This window comes from Ralstonia sp. SET104 (genome assembly GCF_003851545.1).
Lineage (GTDB): Bacteria > Pseudomonadota > Gammaproteobacteria > Burkholderiales > Burkholderiaceae > Ralstonia.
Genome location: NZ_BHVX01000007.1, coordinates 200,791 through 221,142 on the forward strand (window position 1 = coordinate 200,791; position 20,352 = coordinate 221,142).

22 protein-coding genes are annotated in these 20,352 nt (G+C 63.1%); 17 read left to right on the forward strand and 5 right to left on the reverse strand.

Annotated elements, in window-relative coordinates; translation table 11 throughout:
* Nucleotides 1-44: 44 nt before the first annotated feature.
* The 9 genes from PSUB009319_RS11485 (at nt 45) to PSUB009319_RS11525 (ending at nt 9,652) form a co-directional block, all read left to right on the forward strand.
* Nucleotides 45-1,913, forward strand: a complete 1,869-nt coding sequence (locus tag PSUB009319_RS11485) for an acyl-CoA dehydrogenase (protein ID WP_124382351.1) — start codon at nt 45-47, stop codon at nt 1,911-1,913.
* A 28-nt stretch (nt 1,914-1,941) separates the two neighbouring features.
* Complete coding sequence (locus PSUB009319_RS11490; RefSeq protein ID WP_124382352.1) at nt 1,942-2,724, forward strand: SDR family oxidoreductase; 783 nt, start codon at nt 1,942-1,944, stop codon at nt 2,722-2,724.
* Between the two features lie 32 nt (nt 2,725-2,756).
* On the forward strand, nt 2,757-3,203 hold the full coding sequence (locus PSUB009319_RS11495) for a PaaI family thioesterase (RefSeq protein WP_124382353.1): 447 nt from the start codon (nt 2,757-2,759) through the stop codon (nt 3,201-3,203).
* A gap of 96 nt (nt 3,204-3,299) precedes the next feature.
* Nucleotides 3,300-4,715: a serine hydrolase gene (locus PSUB009319_RS11500; protein WP_124382354.1), complete on the forward strand. Its 1,416-nt coding sequence runs from the start codon at nt 3,300-3,302 to the stop codon at nt 4,713-4,715.
* Nucleotides 4,716-4,758: 43 nt separating this feature from the next.
* Nucleotides 4,759-5,769, forward strand: a complete 1,011-nt coding sequence (locus PSUB009319_RS11505; RefSeq protein WP_124382355.1) for an NADP-dependent oxidoreductase — start codon at nt 4,759-4,761, stop codon at nt 5,767-5,769.
* Nucleotides 5,770-5,875: 106 nt separating this feature from the next.
* Nucleotides 5,876-6,748, forward strand: a complete 873-nt coding sequence (locus tag PSUB009319_RS11510; protein WP_124382356.1) for a class II aldolase/adducin family protein — start codon at nt 5,876-5,878, stop codon at nt 6,746-6,748.
* Nucleotides 6,749-6,775: 27 nt separating this feature from the next.
* Nucleotides 6,776-7,732 (forward strand): glutathione S-transferase family protein, encoded by a 957-nt coding sequence (locus PSUB009319_RS11515; protein ID WP_124382357.1) that lies wholly within the window; start codon nt 6,776-6,778, stop codon nt 7,730-7,732.
* A 52-nt stretch (nt 7,733-7,784) separates the two neighbouring features.
* A complete protein-coding gene (locus tag PSUB009319_RS11520) occupies nt 7,785-8,687 on the forward strand; it encodes an SDR family oxidoreductase (protein ID WP_124382358.1) in 903 nt (300 codons plus the stop codon).
* Nucleotides 8,688-8,725: 38 nt separating this feature from the next.
* Nucleotides 8,726-9,652: an alpha/beta fold hydrolase gene (locus PSUB009319_RS11525; protein WP_124382359.1), complete on the forward strand. Its 927-nt coding sequence runs from the start codon at nt 8,726-8,728 to the stop codon at nt 9,650-9,652.
* Nucleotides 9,653-9,661: 9 nt separating this feature from the next.
* Here the strand turns inward: PSUB009319_RS11525 and PSUB009319_RS11530 are convergent, their stop codons facing one another.
* Entirely contained in the window at nt 9,662-10,810 is a 1,149-nt protein-coding gene (locus PSUB009319_RS11530) for an iron-containing alcohol dehydrogenase (protein ID WP_124382360.1), read from the reverse strand.
* 109 nt (nt 10,811-10,919) lie between these two features.
* Between PSUB009319_RS11530 and PSUB009319_RS11535 the strand changes: the two genes are divergently transcribed.
* Genes PSUB009319_RS11535 through PSUB009319_RS11545 form a run of 3 tightly spaced genes read left to right on the forward strand, consistent with a single transcriptional unit; the run spans nt 10,920 to nt 12,808 of the window.
* Nucleotides 10,920-11,906, forward strand: coding sequence for an alpha/beta hydrolase (locus tag PSUB009319_RS11535; protein ID WP_124382361.1), 987 nt, complete (start codon nt 10,920-10,922; stop codon nt 11,904-11,906).
* Between the two features lie 21 nt (nt 11,907-11,927).
* Nucleotides 11,928-12,365, forward strand: a complete 438-nt coding sequence (locus tag PSUB009319_RS11540) for a thioesterase family protein (RefSeq protein WP_124382362.1) — start codon at nt 11,928-11,930, stop codon at nt 12,363-12,365.
* Nucleotides 12,362-12,808 carry a GNAT family N-acetyltransferase gene (locus PSUB009319_RS11545; RefSeq protein WP_124382363.1) on the forward strand — a complete coding sequence of 149 codons (447 nt, stop codon included), beginning with the start codon at nt 12,362-12,364 and terminating at the stop codon, nt 12,806-12,808. The genes PSUB009319_RS11540 and PSUB009319_RS11545 overlap by 4 nt, the downstream gene beginning before the upstream one ends.
* A gap of 8 nt (nt 12,809-12,816) precedes the next feature.
* Here the strand turns inward: PSUB009319_RS11545 and PSUB009319_RS11550 are convergent, their stop codons facing one another.
* Nucleotides 12,817-13,722: a LysR family transcriptional regulator gene (locus PSUB009319_RS11550; RefSeq protein ID WP_124382364.1), complete on the reverse strand. Its 906-nt coding sequence runs from the start codon at nt 13,720-13,722 to the stop codon at nt 12,817-12,819.
* 102 nt (nt 13,723-13,824) lie between these two features.
* Between PSUB009319_RS11550 and PSUB009319_RS11555 the strand changes: the two genes are divergently transcribed.
* Nucleotides 13,825-14,727: a sterol desaturase family protein gene (locus PSUB009319_RS11555; protein ID WP_124382365.1), complete on the forward strand. Its 903-nt coding sequence runs from the start codon at nt 13,825-13,827 to the stop codon at nt 14,725-14,727.
* Between the two features lie 12 nt (nt 14,728-14,739).
* On the opposite strand, the gene PSUB009319_RS11560 is transcribed toward PSUB009319_RS11555, so the two are convergent.
* From PSUB009319_RS11560 to PSUB009319_RS11570, 3 genes are all read right to left on the reverse strand, one after another.
* A complete protein-coding gene (locus PSUB009319_RS11560; protein ID WP_124382366.1) occupies nt 14,740-15,555 on the reverse strand; it encodes an NRDE family protein in 816 nt (271 codons plus the stop codon).
* 128 nt (nt 15,556-15,683) lie between these two features.
* The gene (locus PSUB009319_RS11565; RefSeq protein ID WP_124382367.1) at nt 15,684-15,974 is read right to left on the reverse strand and encodes a DUF4936 family protein; all 291 of its coding nucleotides are present in this window, start codon (nt 15,972-15,974) and stop codon (nt 15,684-15,686) included.
* Between the two features lie 14 nt (nt 15,975-15,988).
* The gene (locus PSUB009319_RS11570; protein WP_124382368.1) at nt 15,989-17,029 is read right to left on the reverse strand and encodes a folate-binding protein YgfZ; all 1,041 of its coding nucleotides are present in this window, start codon (nt 17,027-17,029) and stop codon (nt 15,989-15,991) included.
* 134 nt (nt 17,030-17,163) lie between these two features.
* Here PSUB009319_RS11570 and mltG point away from each other — a divergent pair, with 134 nt between their 5' ends.
* The 4 genes from mltG (at nt 17,164) to PSUB009319_RS11590 (ending at nt 20,338) form a co-directional block, all read left to right on the forward strand.
* Complete coding sequence (gene mltG, locus PSUB009319_RS11575; RefSeq protein WP_124382369.1) at nt 17,164-18,162, forward strand: endolytic transglycosylase MltG; 999 nt, start codon at nt 17,164-17,166, stop codon at nt 18,160-18,162.
* A complete protein-coding gene (gene tmk / locus PSUB009319_RS11580; RefSeq protein ID WP_124382370.1) occupies nt 18,159-18,776 on the forward strand; it encodes a dTMP kinase in 618 nt (205 codons plus the stop codon). Before mltG ends, tmk begins: the two co-directional genes overlap by 4 nt.
* A gap of 81 nt (nt 18,777-18,857) precedes the next feature.
* Entirely contained in the window at nt 18,858-19,868 is a 1,011-nt protein-coding gene (locus tag PSUB009319_RS11585) for a DNA polymerase III subunit delta' (RefSeq protein WP_124382371.1), read from the forward strand.
* A gap of 41 nt (nt 19,869-19,909) precedes the next feature.
* Nucleotides 19,910-20,338, forward strand: a complete 429-nt coding sequence (locus tag PSUB009319_RS11590) for a PilZ domain-containing protein (RefSeq protein WP_124382372.1) — start codon at nt 19,910-19,912, stop codon at nt 20,336-20,338.
* Nucleotides 20,339-20,352: the final 14 nt, after the last annotated feature.

Consider the following 20,352-nt stretch of genomic DNA (forward strand, 5'->3'; position numbering starts at 1 on the left):
TCAGCCCCGGCAGGGGATGAAACAAGAGATGCACCACCAAAATCATGTCCTCTCTATTGCTATCCCGCCGCGACCTGAGCTTCCTGCTCTATGAATGGCTCGACGTGGAATCGCTGACGCGCATTCCGCGTTACGCCGACCATTCCCGCGAAACCTTTGACGCAGCGCTCGATACCTGCGAGCGCATCGCCACCGATCTCTTCGCCCCGCACAACAAGAAGAACGACCAAGAAGAGCCGCATTTCGACGGCACCACGGTCCACATCATTCCTGAAGTCAAAGTCGCGCTGGACGCCTTCAACAAAGCCGGCCTGATGGCCGCCGGGCAAGACTTCGAACGCGGCGGCATGCAACTGCCGGTTGTGGTGGAGAAAGCCGGCTTCGGCTTCTTCAAGGCCGCCAACGTCGGCACCAGCTCGTATCCGTTCCTCACCATCGGCAACGCGAACCTGCTGCTGGCGCACGGTACGCCCGCGCAGATCGAAACCTTCGTACAGCCCGAGATGGAAGGCCGCTTCTACGGCACGATGTGCCTGTCGGAGCCGCAGGCGGGGTCATCGTTGTCGGATGTTGTCACGCGTGCAGAGTACGAAGGCGAATCGCCGCTCGGCGCCCAATACCGCCTGACCGGCAACAAGATGTGGATCTCCGCAGGCGAGCACGAACTGTCGGAGAACATCGTCCACCTCGTGCTGGCGAAGATTCCTGGTCCGGACGGCAAACTCATTCCGGGTGTGAAGGGCATCTCGCTCTTCATCGTGCCCAAGTTCCTCGTCAATGCCGATGGCTCGCTGGGCGAGCGCAACGACGTGGTGCTGGCCGGCCTGAACCACAAGATGGGCTATCGCGGCACAACCAACTGCCTGCTGAACTTTGGCGAAGGCATGCAGTTCCGCCCGAAGGGCGTGGATGGCCAACCTCGCGCCGGTGCCATTGGCTACCTCGTCGGTGAGCCGCACAAAGGCTTGGCGTGCATGTTCCACATGATGAACGAGGCGCGCATCGGCGTTGGCATGGGCGCGACCATGCTCGGCTACACCGGCTATCTGCATGCGGTGGACTACGCGCGCAATCGCCCGCAAGGTCGCCCGGTTGGGCCTTCGGGCAAGGATGCCGCTTCCCCACAAATCCGCATCGTCGATCACGCTGATGTGCGCCGCATGCTGCTGGCGCAAAAGGCCTACGTGGAAGGCGCACTCGGTCTGAACCTGTATTGCGCGAAGCTCGTCGATGAAGAGCGCGGTGAAACGGATGCTGCCAAGCGCGCCAAGCTCGGCCTGCTGCTCGACATTCTCACGCCCATCGCCAAGAGCTGGCCGTCGCAGTGGTGCCTGGAGGCCAACAGCTTGGCGATCCAGGTGCATGGCGGCTATGGCTACACGCGTGAATACAACGTAGAACAGTTCTACCGCGACAACCGCCTGAACCCGATCCATGAAGGCACGCACGGCATCCAGGGTCTGGACCTGCTGGGCCGCAAGGTCGTGATGCAGGACGGCGCAGCCTTTGCCGCACTCGGTGAGCGTGTGCAGGCCACCGTTGGCCGCGCGCTGGAGACCAGTGATGAAACGCTGATCAGCTACGGCCGCGCGCTCGGCATGGCCACGCAAAAGCTGGCAAAAGTCACGCACGCGCTGTGGGCTGCAGGCGACCCGCGCGTGACGCTGGCCAATGCATCTGTCTACCTGGAAGCCTTTGGCCACATCGTCGTGGCATGGCTCTGGCTGGAACAGGCGCTGACAGCCGCTAAGGCGCTGCCGAACGCGCAGGGCGAAGACGCGGATTTCTATCGCGGCAAGCTGCAGGCCGCCCGTTACTTCTTCCAGTGGGAGTTGCCGAAGATCGACCCGCAGATCGTGCTGCTGGGCTCGCTCGACACAACCACGCTGGATATGCAAGACGCTTGGTTCTAACGCAAAACAACGATAGACAGGAGACACCATGGGTACGCTCAAGCATCTGTTTGATCTTTCCGGCAAGACGGCGCTCATCACTGGCGGTTCACGCGGGCTCGGCCTGCAGATTGCCGAAGCACTGGGCGAGCAGGGGGCCCGCATCGTGCTGTCGGCGCGCAAGGCTGAGGAGCTGAAGGAGGCGCAGGCGCATCTGAAGTCGCTGGGCATTGAGGCCGATTGGATTGCCGCCGATGGCGCAGTCGAAGCCGACATCCAGCGCCTGGCCGACGAGGCGCTGGCCAAGCTGGGCCATGTCGATATTCTCGTCAACAACGCGGGTGCCACGTGGGGCGCGCCGGCGGAAGACCACCCGGTTCAAGCGTGGGACAAGGTGATGAACCTGAATATCCGCGGCCTGTTCCTGCTCACGCAGCAAATCGGCAAGCGTTCGATGATCCCGCGCAAGTACGGCAAGATCATCAACGTGGCGTCGATTGCCGGCCTGAAGGGCAATCCGCCGGGTTCGCTCGATACGATTGCCTACAACACCAGCAAGGGCGCGGTGGTCAACTTCACGCGCGCGCTGGCGGGCGAGTGGGGCGAGCACGGCATCACCGTCAACGCCATCGCCCCAGGCTTCTTCCCCTCGAAGATGACGCGCGGCTCGCTGGAAAAGCTGGGCGTCGACAAGCTGACTGAGAAGTCGCCGCTGCACCGCATTGGCGACGATGAAGATCTCAAGGGCATTGCAGCGCTATTTGCGTCGAACGCCTCCAAGCACATCACGGGGCAGATCCTTGCCGTCGACGGCGGCGTGAGCGTGGTCTAATTTCGGCTGGCTTTCACTCCATTGAACGCAGCATGAGCGCAGACAACAACGGTTTTCCAATCGAGATTCCATTCCTGAAGCTTCTGGGCATGCGTTGCCTAAAGGCCGAGGGCGGCGAGGGCATCGTCGAACTGGCCCTTGAGCCCCAGCACATGAACAGCTGGGAAATGGCCCACGGCGGCGTGACCATGACGATGCTCGACGTTGCCATGGCCATGGCTGGCCGCTCGGCCGACGTGCATGGCCGCGGCGTGGTAACGATCGAGATGAAGACGGCGTTCATGCAGCCCGGACGCGGCACACTGCGTGCAAGTGCGCGCTGCGTGCATCAATCCACCACCATGGCCTTCTGCGAGGGCGAGGTGACCGACGACGACGGCAAGCTGGTTGCCCGCGGCTCGGGCACGTTCAAGTTCGTCAAACGCATGCCGCCGCCACGCACGCCTGAATCGGCCACATCAGCGGGGGCAGACGGCTGATCGCAAAGGTTGCAGTTGCACTACACAGTTGCATCCTGGGCCACGGCCCGGACCAAAAGAAAAGAAAAGAAAAGAAGAGCAGCCACGGAGACAACCATGCAACAACCTGCACGGCAGACGGTGTCTGCTCTTGCCCTCACTTTGCTTTGCTGCACCGGACTGACCATGACCCTGGAAGGATGCGCCTCCAATGCCGCGCCGGCTGCAGCACCGGCGGCTGACGCCCAAACCGCCGTACAGGCACCGCCCGCACCGCAGCCACCCATGCAGAAGCCACTCACGGCTGACGCGTCCGACCCGAACAGGATGGGCTGGATGCAGGGCTTCCCGCCGCCGCCCGATCGCATCATCCGCTTTGACCTGGCGGGCAACATTTTCCCGCGCACACGCTATGGTTTCAGCCATATGCGTGAATTCGTGCCGACGCGCGTGATCTGGCGCGGCGATGGCCCCATCAGCAAACTGCCACGCGCTGAACGCGATATCAGCGGCGTGCTGTTCACCGACCCCGAGGGCGTGCGCCGCACCTTTGCCGAGGCACTGAAGCTGACCTACACCGACGGCATCCTCGTCATGCACAAGGGACAGGTGGTGTACGAACGCTACTTTGGTGCGCTCGATGCACACACCCAGCACATCGCCATGTCGGTCACGAAATCGTTTGTTGGCACGCTGGCGGCGATGCTGGTGGCCGACGGCAAGCTCGATCCGGCCGCGCCCGTCACGCAGTACGTGCCGGAGCTTAAAGACAGCGCTTACAGCGATGCAACCGTACGCCAGGTCATGGATATGACCGTGGGCGTGCGTTACTCCGAGAACTATGCGGACCCCAACGCCGACGTCTGGGCCTATGCCCGCGCCGGCGGCATGCTGCCGCGCCCGGCGGACTACAAGGGCCCGGACAATTTCTACGATTACCTGAAGACGCTGCGCAAGGAAGGCGAGCACGACGCAGCGTTCTCGTACAAGACCGTCAACGCTGAAACGCTCGCCTGGATCGTGCGCCGCGCATCGAACAAGTCGCTGGCGGCGCTGCTGTCCGAACGTGTCTGGCAGCCAATGGGCGCGCAGGATGACGCGTACTTTCAGGTGGACAGCATCGGCGCTGAATCGGGCGGTGGCGGCCTGAACACCACGCTGCGCGATCTGGCCCGCTTTGGCGAGATGATTCGCAACGAAGGCCGCTTCAACGGCAAGCAGATTCTGCCCAGGAGCGTGATCGACGACATCCGCCGCGGTGGCAGCAGTGAGGAAAGTCGGGCCAAGTTCGCCAAGGCGGGTTACACCACGCTGCCCGGCTGGTCGTACCGCAACATGTGGTGGATCTCGAACAATGCGCACCACGTATTCGAGGCGCGCGGCATCCACGGCCAGCGCATCTATATTGATCCGGTGGCCCAGATGACCATCGTCCGGTATGCCTCGCACCCCATCGCTGCCAATGCCGCCAACGATCCGGTCACGCACCGGTCATATGCGGCGCTGGCCGAGTATTTCATGCAGCACAAATAACACCTGACCCCATCACCGAATCCGATATCCAGGAGCATTTTTCATGTCGAAGACTTATCAGCGCATTGTTCTGGCGTCCCGTCCGCAGGGTGCTGTGACGCCGGACAACTTCCGTCTGGAGACGGCCGATATCCCCGAACTGCAGGAAGGACAGGTGCTGGTGCGCAACCATTTCCTGTCGCTCGATCCGTACATGCGCGGCCGCATGAATGACAGCAAATCGTATGCGCAGCCGCAGCCGCTGGATGAAGTGATGATCGGTGGCACGGTGGGCGTGGTGGAGGCCTCGAAGAACGCATCGTTTGCCGTGGGCGACAACGTGGTGGGCATGTTCGGCTGGCAGGAAGTTGGCGTGTCGGATGGCCGGGGTATCCAGAAGGTGGATACGCGCTACATCCCGCTGTCGGCGTATCTGGGTGCGGTGGGCATGCCCGGCGTGACGGCGTGGTATGGCCTGAACAAGATCATGCATCCGAAGCCCGGCCAGACCGTGGTGGTGAGCGCCGCTTCGGGCGCTGTAGGCAGCGTGGTCGGCCAGCTCGCCAAGCTCAAAGGCTGCCGCGCCGTGGGCTTTGCCGGCGGCAAGAGCAAGTGCGACTACGTGGTCAACGAACTGGGCTTTGATGCCTGCATCGACTACAAGGCCGCCAAAGACCCGAAAGAGCTGTACAAGATGCTCAAGGAAACCACGCCAGACGGCATCGACTCGTACTTCGAGAACGTCGGCGGCGGCATCCTGGACGCCGTGCTCTCGCGCATGAACGCGTTTGGCCGCATCGCCATGTGCGGCATGATCGCCGGCTACGACGGCCAGCCGCTGCCGCTGCAAAACCCGCAGTTGATCCTTGTATCGCGCCTGACCATCGAGGGCTTTATCGTGTCCGAGCACATGGACGTGTGGCCGGAAGCACTGCGCGAGCTGGGCGGCTTCGTGGCGCAAGGCAAGCTCAAGTTCCGGGAAAGTGTGTCGGATGGCCTGGCGAGCGCACCAGAAGCGTTCATGGGCCTGCTCAAGGGCAAGAACTTCGGCAAGCAACTGGTAAAGCTGGTCTGACCCGACGTTTTTGCGTCGACATGCGGACTGTCAATCGCTTGACAGTCCGCCGGGCAAGGGCCGCAACAGAATGGCCCACCCACAACGACTGCGTGAAGGAGACACCATGAACGCACCCGAGAGCGCACCCAAGAGCGCACCCCAAAGCGCGCAAGCCAAGCGGCCCGAAGACATGGGCAGCAATCTCAGCCCCGAGGCCGCTGCCCGCTACCGCAACCTGCCGCGCCCGCCGCAGTTCGCCACCGTCGCAGAGGAGCGCCTGCACCGCAAACAGCGCTTGGCCGCGGCGTTCCGCCTGTTCTCCAAATTCGGTTTCGACGAAGGTGTGGCCGGGCACATTACGGCGCGCGATCCAGAGCATCAGGACAGCTTCTGGGTGAACCCGTTCGGCGTGCATTTCAGCCAGGTAACGGTGTCGAACCTGATCCGCTGCGATCATCACGGCAACGTGGTTGAAGGCGATTACCCGGTCAATGCAGCCGCGTTTGCCATCCACTCGCGCGTGCACCAGGCGCGGCCCGATGCCGTGGCGGCAGCGCATTCGCACAGCACGTATGGGCGCGCGTGGTCGACGCTCGGCCGCAAGCTGGCCCCACTCACGCAAGACGTCTGCGCCTTCTATGACGATCACGCGCTGTATGACGATTTTGGCGGCGTGGTGGTTGAGCTGGATGAAGGCCAGCGCATCGCAGATGCGTTGGGCGACAACAAGGCCGCGATCCTGCAGAACCACGGCCTGCTGACCGTCGGCAAGACGGTCGACGAAGCGGCGTGGTGGTTCATCACGATGGAGCGCTCCTGCCAAGTGCAGTTGCTGGCAGAAGCCGCAGCCGCACGCACGGGCGATGCACCGCGCACGATTTCCGATGCAGCGGCACGCCAGGCGTACTCCATCGTCGGTTCGGCGCAGGCGGGGTGGTTCCAGTTTCAGCCGCTGTACGCCCGCATCATCAAAGAACAACCCGATCTGCTCGACTGATCGGACTCGCAAATTTCTGGAGCACGCATGACGGACCTGATCCTGCATCACTACGCCACCTCACCGTTTTCAGAGAAGGTGCGCTTGATCCTCGGCTACAAAGACCAGCCGTGGAAGTCCGTCACGGTGCCGCCGATCCTGCCTAAACCGGATGTGATGCCGCTCACCGGCGGCTACCGGCGTACGCCGTTCTTGCAGATCGGCGCGGATATCTATTGCGATACCGCGCTGATTGCGCAGGTGCTCGAATCGATTCATCCGCTGCCCAAGCTCGTGCCGTCCGAGCACGCAGCGGCTGTGTTTGCGATGGCGCAGTGGGCCGATACGACACTGTTCTGGGCCACAGCTACATTCGTGACGCAGCCGGCCGGCTTCCAGAGCCTGTTTGGCGGCGCGCCCGAAGCGTTCGTCAAGGCGTTTGTAGAAGATCGCAAGGCGATGCGCGTGGGCGGCAGCGGCTTGCGTACGCCGCTGCCTGAAGCGACATCGACGCTGCACGTTTTCCTGGCGCAATTGCAACGACAGCTCGCTACCGGTGAACGCATCTTCCTGTTCGGAGAACAGCCGACCGTGGCGGATTTCTCCGTCTACCATTGCCTGTGGTTTATCCGCCGTGCGACGGCCGTGGCCGGCATTCTGGACGCGCATCCCGAAGTGGTGGCGTGGATGCACCGCGTTGCCGCGCTTGGACACTCGCAGGCGCAACCGATGACGTCGGCTGAAGCGCTTGACGTTGCCAAGGCGGCAACGCCGCGCGCATTGACTGACACAAATGCCGCTTTTGACGACAGCCACGGCCTGCCCAAGGGCACACGCGTGACGGTGGCCGCAGTCGACTATGGGGTCGATCCTGTCGAAGGCGACCTGGTGGTTTCCACGCGCGACACAGTCGGCGTGCTTCGCGACGATCCGCGTGTCGGCCAGGTGGTGGTGCATTTCCCGCGTGTGGGTTACGCCGTGCGCAAAGTTGAGGCGGCGGGCTGACAGGCTTTGCCGTCGCAGTGCATTTCATGACAACAACACGAGAGAGACACGTATGAAGCAATTCGCAGGCGGCGTGGCCGTCATTACGGGCGGTGCGTCGGGTTTCGGCAAGGAATTCGCCAAGATCGGTGCAGGGTTGGGCATGAAGCTGGTGCTGGCCGATATCCAGCAGGATGCGTTGGACGCTGCCGTGGCTGAGTTCTCGGCGCAGGGCGTGGAAGTCATCGGCCTGCGCGTTGATGTGTCGAAGGTGGAAGACGTACAGGCACTGGCAGATGCCGCCATCAAAACGTTCGGCAAGGTCAACCTGTTGTTCAACAACGCTGGCGTGGGCGCCGGCGGCCTGGTCTGGGAGAACACCGAGCGCGACTGGGATTGGGTGCTGGGCGTGAACCTGCATGGCGTGATTCACGGTGTGCGCATCTTCACGCCCCTGATGCTCGAAGCCGCCAGGAAAGATCCGTCGTACGAAGGCCATATCGTCAACACGGCATCCATGGCGGGGTTGTTGAATGCGCCGGCCATGGGCATCTACAACGTGTCCAAGCACGCGGTGGTGGCGCTATCCGAATCGCTGTATCAGGACTTGAGCCTGGTGACCGAGCAGATTCACTGCTCAGTGCTGTGCCCATACTTTGTGCCGACCGGCATCACGCAGTCGGATCGCAACCGACCGCAAGACCTGGCCAACTCGGCACCGCCCACCAAATCCCAACTGGTCTCGCGGGCGATGTCGGAGAAAGCCGTCAGCTCGGGCAAGGTGACGGCCGAGCAGGTCGGCCAGATGACGTTTGACGCCATCCGCAACGCGGGCTTTTACATCTATTCGCATCCGCATGCGCTCGCGCCGGTGCAGCGTCGCTTTGAAGACATCGTCTCGCAGCGCAATCCTTCTGACCCGTTTGAGGGCAAGCCTGACGTGCGTGCGCGCCTGGTTGAGGCATTGCGCGGGTAACCCCACCTCTACGACTGCGCCACCACTCCGAGATCGCCATGAACACAGCAACGGCTGCCGCCATCACTGAATCGCAGTTTGCCGATCTGCCCAACGGCACGCGGCTGCATTACGCCAGCGCCGGCAAGCGTGGTGCGCCGCTGATGCTGTTCGTGCACGGCTTTCCGGAGTTCTGGTACGAATGGGAAGCACAGTTGGCCGCCTTTGGCGACACACACTTTGCCGTAGCGCCCGACATGCGCGGTTACAACCTGTCGAGCAAGCCCGCGGCGGTGGATGCGTATCGCCCGAAGTTCCTGGTGCAGGATCTGGAACAGTTCATTGCCGCGCTGGGGTATGAACGCGCCATCGTGGTGGCCCACGACTGGGGCGGGGCGATCTGCTGGAATCTGGCGATCCAGCATCCGGAGCTGGTCGAGCGGCTGGTCATCGTCAACTCACCGCACCCGTGGATATTTGCGAATGCGCTGCTGACCGATCCGGCGCAGCAGGCTTCATCTGCGTACATGAACTGGCTGCGCCAGCCGGGTTCGGAAGACGCGCTGGCCGCCAATGAATTCGAGAAACTGGAAGGTTTCTTCCACGGCATGGGCCAGCCGGTGGCCGAGTGGTTTACGCCGGAGGTGCGAGCGCGCTATCACGCTGCATGGAGCCAGCCGGGCGAGGGCGGTTCGCACGGCCTGACGGGCGGTGTGAACTACTACCGTGCCTCGCCATTGCACCCGCCTATCGAGGGCACCGCGCCGCTGCGCATCGATCAGATGCCGCCCGAAGCGTTGGTCGTGAAAGTGCCCACGCTGGTGATCTGGGGCGAGATGGACATGGCGCTGCCAAAGCATCTGCTCAATGGGCTGGAGCGCTTCATTCCTGACATGCGCCTTGAGCGCATTCCCAATGGCACGCACTGGGTGGTGCATGAACAGCCGGCGCGCATTACCGCGCTAATCCGGCCGTTCGTTTCGTAACACGCTGCTTTACATCGATTCCGCCAGCATGCGGCGATAGTCGTCTGCCGTGGCGATGCGCGGGTTGGTTTTGTGGCAGTGGTCGAGCAGAGCGCCTTCCACGACATGTTCCAGCGCGTCATCCGGCACGCCCATCTGGCGCAGGCCGGTCGGCAGGCCAAGCCGCGCCGTCAGATCATGCACAGCCTGGGCGAGGTCGGCACCGTCCGGCAGATTCATCACACGGCGCATGCGCGCGTAGCGGTTGTCCCGCACCACCGTTTCCGCCGTCTCGTTAAAGCGCAGCACGGCTGGCAGCACCACCGCGTTGAGCGTGCCGTGGTGCAGGCCAGTCTTGCCGTTCACCTTTACGCCGCCCAGCGGGTGCGACAACGAGTGCACGCACCCCAGCCCCTTCTGGAACGCCATCGCGCCCTGCATTGATGCGCTCATCATGTTCAGCCGTGCATCGCGGTCGGCACCCTCCTGCGTAGCGCGTTCGATGTTGGCCCAGGCGCGCTCCAGACCATCCAGCGCAATGCCATCAGCAGGCGGGTTGAAGGCGGGTGCAAGGAAGGTTTCGATGCAATGTGCGATCGCATCCATGCCGGTGGCGGCCGTCAGCGCGGGCGGCAGGCCGAGCGTCAACTCTGCATCGCAAATGGCCGATTTGGGCAGCAGATGCCACGAGTGGAAACCGAGCTTGCGGCCATCTTCCAGGATGATGATGGCGCCGCGAGCGACTTCGCTGCCCGTGCCCGCCGTAGTGGGAATCGCGATCAGCGGCGCCGCAGCCTCGGTGATCTTCGTGCTGCCGCCCTCAATCGTCGCGTAGGTGGTGAGCGGCTCGGGGTGCGTCGCCGCAATCGCAATGCCTTTGGCCAGATCGATCGACGAGCCGCCGCCAATGGCGATCAGCCCATCGCAGCCAGCGTCCTTGTATTGGGCGCAGGCCTTCAGCACCATCGCCTCGGTCGGGTTGGAGGGCGTCTCGTCGAACACGGTGACGGGCAGCCCGCCCGTGGCATCAATGGCCCGTTGCGCGAGTCCGGCGGCGGCCACGCCCTTGTCGGTCACGATCATCGGCCGGCGGATGCCGACGCGTGCGCATTCGCTTTTCAGCTCGTTGACAGTGCCAAAGCCAAGGTGAACGTGGGTGAGGTAATAGATGAGGGCCATGCGTCGTCTCCGGATGGTTTGTCTGCGTCGCCCGTCTTGCTGTGCGGGCGTGGTTCAATGGATACTCCGATAATAGCCAAATTAGAACGATCGTTCAGTTATCGCACGCATGCAGCACCCTCCGCAGTCCCTGTCTCTCGACCCGCACGTCGCACAGTTGCTTGATCTTGTAGCCCGTGCCAAGCGCCCGCCATTGAATGCGCTCGACCCCGCTGACGCCAAGATCGCCTACGAAAAGAGCAGCCCCATTGTCGACATCCCGGCCATCCGGTTGGAAGCGGTGCATGATTTGACGGTGACGGCGCGTGATGGCTATGTCATTCCCATCCGCACATACGCGGCGCGCGAGGCCAACTGGGCCGATCCGCTGCCGTTGCTGGTGTACTTCCACGGCGGTGGTTTTACGGTGGGCAGCATCAAGACGCACGATCACCTTTGCCGCTCGCTCGCGGCCAAATCGGGAGCGATGGTGCTGTCGGTGGACTACCGGCTCGGGCCCGACTGGAAATTCCCGACCGCAGCCAACGACGCCTTCGACGTGCTGCAGTGGGTGTTCGATGAAGCCGCTACCATTGGCGCAGATCCGTCGCGCATTGCTTTCGGGGGCGACAGCGCAGGCGGCACGCTGGCTGCCGTCAGCGCCATTGAGGCGCGCAACCTCGGCTTGGCGCCGGTGCTGCAACTGCTGATTTATCCCGGCACGACCGCGCGTGAATCCACGCCATCGCACCGCGAGTTTGCCGAAGGCTATCTGCTCACGCAGGAAATGATCCACTGGTTCTTCTCGCAATATCTGCGCACTGATGCCGACCGCGACGACTGGCGGTTTGCTCCGCTGGATGCCGGCGGCCACGGCGCGGACGTTGCCGGCGTGTGCCCAGCCTGGATTGCCGTGGCCGGTTTCGACCCTATCCGCGACGCTGGCATCGGCTACGCCAACAAGCTGCGCGCCGCAGAAGTGCCGGTCGAGCTCAAGCTGTACGAGGGCATGATCCACGACTTCTTCAAGATCGGCCGCTTCGTGCCGGCCGTGGAAGACGCGCACCGTGATGCAGCCAACGCGCTGCGCCGCGCCTTCGGCACCGAGACTGCATAAGACATAACGAGAGGAGACCGCATGGCGATCGAGGATTTCCGCCACAGCACGCCGCTGCGCGTGCGCTGGGCCGAAGTCGATGCGCAGAGCATCGTCTTCAACGGCCACTATCTGCTGTACGCCGATGTGTGCATCACTGAGTACTGGCGCAGCATCGGCGTGCGGTACCCGGTGGATGTGGTCGACATCTTCGGCGTGGATTTCTACGTGGTCAAATCCACGCTCGAATACCACGCCTCCGCGCGCTTTGACGACGAGCTGGACCTGCGCTGCCGTGTGGCGCGTCTGGGCCGCTCCAGCATGCGCTTTATCATCGAGATGTATCGCGCAGACGAACACCTCGTCACCGGCGAAGTCATCTACGTATGCGCTGCGCCCGCCACGCAGACCTCCGCGCCGATCCCCGACACGCTGCGCGATCGCATCCTCAATTTTGAAGTTCTGAAGCCTGAAACATGACTGCTCCTGAATCTGCCCGCCCGCTTGCTGGCGTTGAAGTCAACCGCTGGGACGCCGTGCGCGAAGAGGCGCGTGCCATCCGCTACGACGTGTTTGTCATCGAGCAGGGCGTGCCCGTCGAACTCGAATGGGATGAGTGGGATGACCAGTGCTGGCATGCGCTGGCGCGCGACACCGCCGGGCGTTCAGTCGCCACCGGCCGTCTGCTGCCCGACGGCCATATCGGCCGCATGGCGGTGCGTAAGGAAGCGCGCGGCACAGGTGTCGGCGCACGCGTGCTGGAAGCGCTGATCGACAAGGCGCACTCTCTTGGCTATCCCGAGTTGATCCTGAACGCGCAAACCCACGCCATGCCGTTTTATGCGCGCGCGGGCTTTACGGCCGAGGGCGCGGAGTTTGAAGAGGCCGGCATTCCGCACCGGACCATGCGCCGCGTGTTGTAACAAGCCACCTACACGTTGATTGCCCGGGCGGCCCGCACAATTGCTGCGATGGCCGCCTGCGCTGCCGGTGATGCGGTTCTGCCGCGCAGCCGCACAACCCCCGTGATGGATGGCGCCGACAGCCAGCCTTTCACCTTCAGCCTGACCAGCGCGCCGGAGGCCAACTCATCCTGTACCGCCGCGTCGGTTGCGCCCAACACCGTGTCCGTGGCGAGCGCCACAGTCTTCAGCACGCCGTAGTTGTCGCATTCCAGCGCAATGCTGGCTTCTTGGCCCGCCGGCAGGCCCAAAAGCAAGGCCAGCTCGATTTTTGACGGGCTCAGCAGTTTCGGCACGGCAATGCCGTACTCCCAGACTTCGCGTAGCGTGTGCTCCCGCTCGGTAAGCGGATGGCCCGCACGCACGTACAGATGAGGTGGCTGGCCGCCGATCAACTGGATATCCAGCGCAGCGTCTTTCGGCATGTCACGCACGTCAGCGGCGAAGAACTCGATGTTCTCGCTGCGCAGGCTCTCCAGCAGTTGCACCCAGTTGCCAACTTCCATGCGCAGCGCCACTTGAGGATGCTGCTGCCGCAGTTCCTGTAGCGCTTGCGGCATGAGCGTGGCTGTCAGCAGCGGCCCCACGCCAAACGCTGTGTCGCCCAACTGGCTGTCACGATAGAGGTCAACGTCGCGTTGCAAACAGCGCGCCTCGAACAGCAGGCGGCGTGCGCGCTCGATGACGAATTCGCCGGCGGGAGTGGGGCGGACATCTCCGGTTTCGCGATCGAACAGGCGGATGCCAAGGTCATCCTCAATCGCTTGGATGCTGCGGCTGAAAGCAGGCTGGCTAAGATGCACCGCATCTGCGGCGCGAGCGAAGTGCAGGGTGTCGGCCAGGGCAACGACGTGACTGAGGCGGCGCAGGTCCATGGTGTTGCGTATAACGCATTGAATGAATGTTCATTATGCATTGGACGCATTGAGCTACCACTTCTAGGCTTCTCTCCACAACAAAAGCGAGGAGACACACCAATGAGTTCGCACATGGAGCACGCTCTGATTGCGGTCTGCATCCTGGGCTTTGCCGCCATGGAGTTCGTAACCCGGCGCTACCAGGCGAGCGTACGCGGCCGCGCGACCGCCAACGATGCGTGGCTGGAAGCGCTGATGTTCATCAGCCTCATCGCCGTCACCCAGCCGATTGCATTGCTGGGCAGCAACGCGCTGTGCAAATGGCTTATCCCGGCGCAGCACAACGCGTGGGCTGATTTGCCCTGGTGGGCGATGGTCGGCTTGCTGCTCATCGGCGATGACCTCACGCAATATCTCTGGCACCGCGCCTCGCACACGCCGCTGCTGTGGCCACTGCACCGCGCGCACCACAGCGCGTCCTACATGAGCGTGCGCATTACGTACCGTAACAACTTCTTCTACTACCTGATGATGCCGGGCTTGTGGATTGGCGGCGTGGCGGTGTACCTGGGCTTTGGTCCCGTCTACGCAGCGTATCTGGTGGCCAAACTGGCGGTCATCATCGGTGCGCACTGTGCGTGGCCGTGGGATGCGCCGCTGTATCGCATCCGCGCGCTGCGCCCGCTGATGTGGGTAATCGAGCGCACGATTTCCACACCCGCCACGCACTGGGCGCACCACGCGCTCACCAACGCCGATGGCATCGGCCACTACAAGGGCAACTTCGGCAATCTGCTGTTCTTCTGGGATGTCCTGTTTGGCACAGCGCATATCACGCGCAAATATCCGGCGCAAATCGGGCTGCAAGATGACGTGCTGTTCGGTGCCGAGCCCTGGACGGCGCAGATGTTCTATCCGCTGGTGCAGTCCAAGCGCGAGCATTCGGCGCTGCGCCCAGGCGGCGCGGCCATCACCGAGATGGAAGTGGATGCGTTGGCCGCTACCCACCAGGAAGCGGCCTGAACAGCGCTGCGCTTAAGTGTCGGCGTGCGTGACGGTATCGAGCACGCCGAGATAGCGCGTCTCGCCAATCTGGCCTTGGGCATCGAAGCGGCGCTCGGTCACGTCAAAGCAGCCGTCGTGGCGGATGCGCACGATGGTGCTGGCACGCGTGCCATAGCGCGGCGAGCGGATGAATGCGGCGGAAAGCAGCTTCTCCCACTCTGGTGCCACGCCCGTGGCGGGCAAGGAGCCGGTCGGCGCTTCACGCGTTTCAGACAGTAGATCGAGATAGCGCGTCACGTCCAGCGCGTTGCCGTGCCGGCCCGTATCTGCTGCGAGCGCCTCGGCAAAAGCGGCCATGCGATGCCGCACCTTGAACCATGGCGTATCGAGCAGCGCGTTGGACAGCCCATACAGGCCGGGGGCGAGCTTGCGCGGTGCTTCGGCACGGTTGCTGGTCCACCAGAGTTCGTCGCGCGTGGCGGTCAGCAGGTTGTAGCCGTTGTATGCGCGGTCGCGAGCGGTGAGGCTATCGAGATAAGCGGGGACAGACAGGTCATCCGCCGTCAGGAAATTGGAGACCAGTTCCCCACGGGAACGCGCATCGGGGCGGCGCTCTGACGGGGCGCGATAGTTGGTCAGCGCGGCAAAGCGGCCGTCGCGCGTCATGCCCATCCACGTGCCTGCGTGACCGACCACCTGGGCCATGTCACGCCCGGCCAGCACGTTGGGCGCGTCGCTCCACCATGCCAGGGGCGCGGCAGGGCGGTCATAGAATTCGTCCCGGTTGGCGGCCACCACCAGCGCATAGGCGGGGTGGGCGTGCCAGGCCGTGAGAATCAAACACATGAGCACTTCCTTTGAACATGCCGCACAACAAACGGCCAATGGTCAATGTGACGACCTGGGTTGCGCGGGCTTCGGCCAAGCATAGCAGCCTGCCGAATTTTTGCGATGTCGATTGCACCAGCACGCCGTCAACTGTTTTCCAGATCGACAAACAGCTCTACATGGCGTTCACTTGCGACGAATTCACGTGGGCCGCCGGTTTCCCACAGGCCGGCCAGAGTGGCGGCAAATGCAGGCGGGACGTCGTTGTAGGACTCCATCCACGTGGCCTGGCCGTCGCGTATTTCTGGACGGCGCATCAGGTTGCCCGCCACGCCGGTCGCCTCTTCCACGGTGTCGAGCCAGCGTTGCCAGCGCGGTAGCGCAGCAGCAGCGTCGCGCTCGGCAATGCGGAAGTAGACGAACAGGTGGTCGGCCATGATGGGGTCCGGTGTCAGGCGTTTTCTGAAGCGGGAATGGCGTACGGCAGGTTCTGCAACGTCAGCACGGGGCCGTCCGCCGTGGCGAGGTGGATGACAGTGTCGAGCGCATCAAGCTTCAACTCCACCAGCAGATCGGTGCCGCCATCCGGCGCCATGGCTGCGTTGACCACCATCCCGCACGGCTGGTTCAGATCATTTGCGCTGTAGACCTCGGCACCGGCGGACGTGGGGGCATTCACGTGTGCGCGCTGCATGCGCCGCTTGAGCGTGCCGCGATACTGGCTGCGCGCCACAATCTCTTGGCCGGGATAGCAGCCCTTGCGAAAATCGACGCCCCCCAGCAACTCCAGGTTCACCATTTGCGGGACGAACTGCTCTTGCGTGGGCGGTGTGATGTGTGGCACACCTGCTTGCAGGCTCATCCAATCCCACACCTCGGTGCCAATCAGCGACAGGCGCGAAGACAGGGTCTTCCAGGCGTGCTGGAAGTGCTCGGCGTGCACCATCCATTGATAGCGTGGGCGGCCTTCGGCATCCGGCAGGCGGATCACCGCACCGACCTGCTGGCCCACCGTCGCAGGCTGTTGTGCCACAGCGTTGACGGCATCAGGCTCGGGCAACACGGCACCGGCTTCGCGCAGCGCTTCCGCCGCATCCGGCCCCGCGACACCGATGGCGATGAACTCGTCCATCGGGCGCAGTTTTGCCTTGGCGCGCAGCACGAACATCGAGAGGCGCTTGGTCAGCGCGGGCGCGATCAACTTGTCGGTCTGCAGCACGATCGTATCGGCCTGACGCCACATCAGCAGCGTGGCAAGCAGCCGGCCCTTGGGCGAGCAGTAGCCGGCCAGGCGCGCCTGGCTCAGGCCCAGGCCGGTGACGGCGTTGGTCAGTTGGTTATGGAGGAACTCGGCGGCATCAGCGCCTTCAACGGCGATGCGCGCAAGATCAGTCGGCGCGCACAGCACGCTGCCGTGCGTGGCGGCCTCAAATTGCATATCGAGCGGAGGGAAGCTCAACGTATCAACAAAATCGTGAAAGACATCATTCATGGTGTGCGGGGCGGCCTGAGGTTGACCCGGTATTATATTGGGCTGTCTGAAGGGTGGTTTGTGCCCTGCCTATCCATTTCAAGAGTGCGGAAATCGCTGGCGTCAGCCGGTTCCGCACGCAAATTCGCAACACAATGCTCTCTTTTCTTAAACGCTTGATCCTGCTGGCGACACTGATTGTGCTGGCGGCAGCAGGCGGCGTGGCGTGGTGGGCTCAGCAACCGGTCAGTCTGTCGGCTTCGCCGCTGGAAGTGGTGATCAAGCCCAACTCGAGTGTGATCTCGGTCGCCAGGCAACTCGCCAATGCCGGCGTGAGTGTGCAGCCGCAGTTGTTTTCGCTCGTGGCACGCGCCACCGGCAACGCCAAGAGCCTGAAGGCCGGCGGCTATGCGCTGGAAACGGGTGCCACGCCGCTGTCTATTCTCGACAAGATGGCGCGCGGCGAGGTCACGCACTATGTCGTTACCGTCATTGAGGGGTGGTCCATGCGGCAGATGCGGGCCGTGGTCGATGCGGAGCCTGCGCTCAAGCACGATACCGCTGGCATGTCTGATGCAGACCTGATGCGCAAGATCGGCGCGGCCGAAACCAACCCGGAAGGCCTGTTCTTTCCTGATACGTATTTGTTTGCACGCGGCAGCTCCGACGTGGAGCTATACCGCCACGCCTATCAGGCCATGCAGAAGCGTCTGAACGATGCGTGGGCCAAGCGTGCGCTCGATCTGCCATACAAGACGCCGTACGAAGCCCTGACCATGGCCTCCATCATCGAGAAGGAGACCGGCCAGACGCTCGAACGGCCGATGATTGCGGCGGTGTTCGTCAACCGCTTGCGCAAAAACATGCTCCTGCAGACAGACCCGACGGTCATTTACGGCATTGGCGCGGGCTTTGACGGCAATTTGCGCAAGCGCGATCTGCAGAGCGACACGCCGTACAACACCTACACGCGCATCGGCCTGCCGCCCACGCCAATCGCGCTGCCAGGCATGGCGTCGCTCCAAGCGGCGCTGAATCCGGCGCCGTCCGACGCGCTGTATTTCGTAGCGCGCGGCGACGGCAGCAGCCAGTTTTCGACCAACCTGACGGACCACAACCGGGCCGTCAACAAATATCAGCGCGGCCAACCATGACCGGCAAGTTCATTACATTCGAAGGTATTGACGGCGCGGGCAAGAGCACGCACCTGGCGTGGTTTGCCCAGCAATTGCAGGCGAAACTCGCGCCACTGGGGAAAAAACTCGTCGTGACCCGCGAGCCGGGCGGCACGCCGTTGGGCGAGCGCCTGCGCGAAGTACTGCTGCACGAGCGCATGCATCTGGAAACTGAAGCGCTGCTGATGTTCGCCAGCCGCCGCGAACACATCGCCGAGGTGATTCAACCCGCGCTCGAGGCGGGCGATTGGGTCATCTCCGATCGCTTCACCGATGCGACCTTTGCCTATCAAGGTGGGGGCAGGGGCTTGGCCATCGAGCGGCTGGAGGCTCTGGAGCGCTGGGTGCAGCAAGGCCTGCAACCGACCAAGACCATCCTGTTCGATCTCGCCCCCGAGATTGCCGCCGCGCGCCTGGCTGATGCCCGCACGCCCGACAAGTTCGAAGCCGAGTCCGCCCAGTTTTTCTTGCGAACGCGCGCCGAATACCTGCGCCGCGCAGCCGTTGAGCCGGATCGATTTGTCGTGCTAAACGCCAATCGCGAGCGCAGTGATATCCAGAAAGACTTAGAGAATCTGCTTGCAACACTCTGATTTGGCAGGCAATTTCTGATACAGAAATAATGGTTTCACGGCGCGAATTCGCATCAACAATCTGACGCAACCCATTGATTCATGATGCTTTATCCTTGGCAATCCGCTGATTGGTCCCGCCTGCACACCATGCGAGCCAAGTTGCCGCACGCGATCCTGCTCAACGGTCAGGCCGGCACCGGCAAGCGCGATTTCGCCATGCACTTTGCGCAAGGCTTGCTGTGCGATACGCCCGCCGCCGACGGCCAGCCGTGCGGTACGTGTGCGGCCTGCAACTGGTTCGCCCAAGGCAACCATCCGGATTTCCACCTTGTGCGCCCCGAAGCCATGGAAGACGCGCCCGAGACGGAGAAAGACGCCGATGGCAAGAAAAAGGCGCCCAGCAAGATCATCCGCATGGAGCAGGTGCGCAACCTGATCGAGGCGGTGGGTGTCGGCACGCATCGAGCCGGGCTGCGGGTGGTGGTGCTGTATCCGCTTGATGCGCTGCAGACTGAAGGCGCCAACGCGCTGCTCAAGACGCTGGAAGAGCCGCCGCAGAACACCATCTTCCTGCTGGTGACGGACCGCATTGATCGCATCCTGCCGACCATTCTGTCGCGCTGCCGCCAGTTTCCGCTGCAGCCGCCGCAGCCTGACGCTGCGCGCCAGTGGCTGGAGCAGCAGGGCGTACCGCACGCGCAAAATCTGCTGGCCGAATTCGGCAATGCGCCGCTGGCTGCGCTGGCGGCTGCCGAGTCCGAAGATCGCCCCTTGCTGCAATTCCTGCTCGAACAGCTCGGCCAAGGCGCCAAACTGGACGCGCTGTCCACAGCCGATCATTTACAGAAATTGTCGGTGCCCGCCGTTCTCAGTACCATGCACCGATGGGTTTTTGACCTGATGGCGGCGCGGCTGGCGGGGCGTCCGCGCTATTTCCCGGCCCAGCGCGATGCGCTGCAACGTTGCGCGAACACCATCCCGCTGGAGCGCCTGGAACGTTTCGCGCGTGCGTTGCCAGAGCGGCGTCGCACCGAGCAGCACCCCCTGGCCGCGCGGCTCGTCATCGAAAGCCTTTTGCTGGATTACCGGCAGCTCTTTCCGGCTGCCTGACCCCGACCCGCCTCTGAACGTTTGCATCTTCTGGACACCCTGTGAGCACTGCACCTCTTCGTACGCCTGGCACCCCCGTCACTCCCGCCACCCCAGGCACGCCCGCTGTGGCAGGCGTCGCCACAAACGCACCGACCCGTCCGGGCATTGTGTCGCTAGCCATCAAGGATGAAGCCGGCCTGCACGCCGCGTATATGCCGTTCCTGAAAAACGGCGGCATCTTTGTGCCAACCCAGCGCCCTTACCGGATTGGCGAGGAGGTCTTCCTCGTGCTGTCGTTGCTGGATCGGCCACAGAAATATCAGGTGGCCGGCAAGGTGGCATGGATCACGCCGGTCGGCACGCCCGCAAAGACGCCGGGCATTGGCGTACACCTGGGGGAGGACGAACCCTGCCGCACCCTGCGCCGCGTGATCGAAGAGTTGCTGGGCAAGCAGATCAACTCGCAGCGGCCCACCCAAACGCTCTGATTTTTATTTGATGC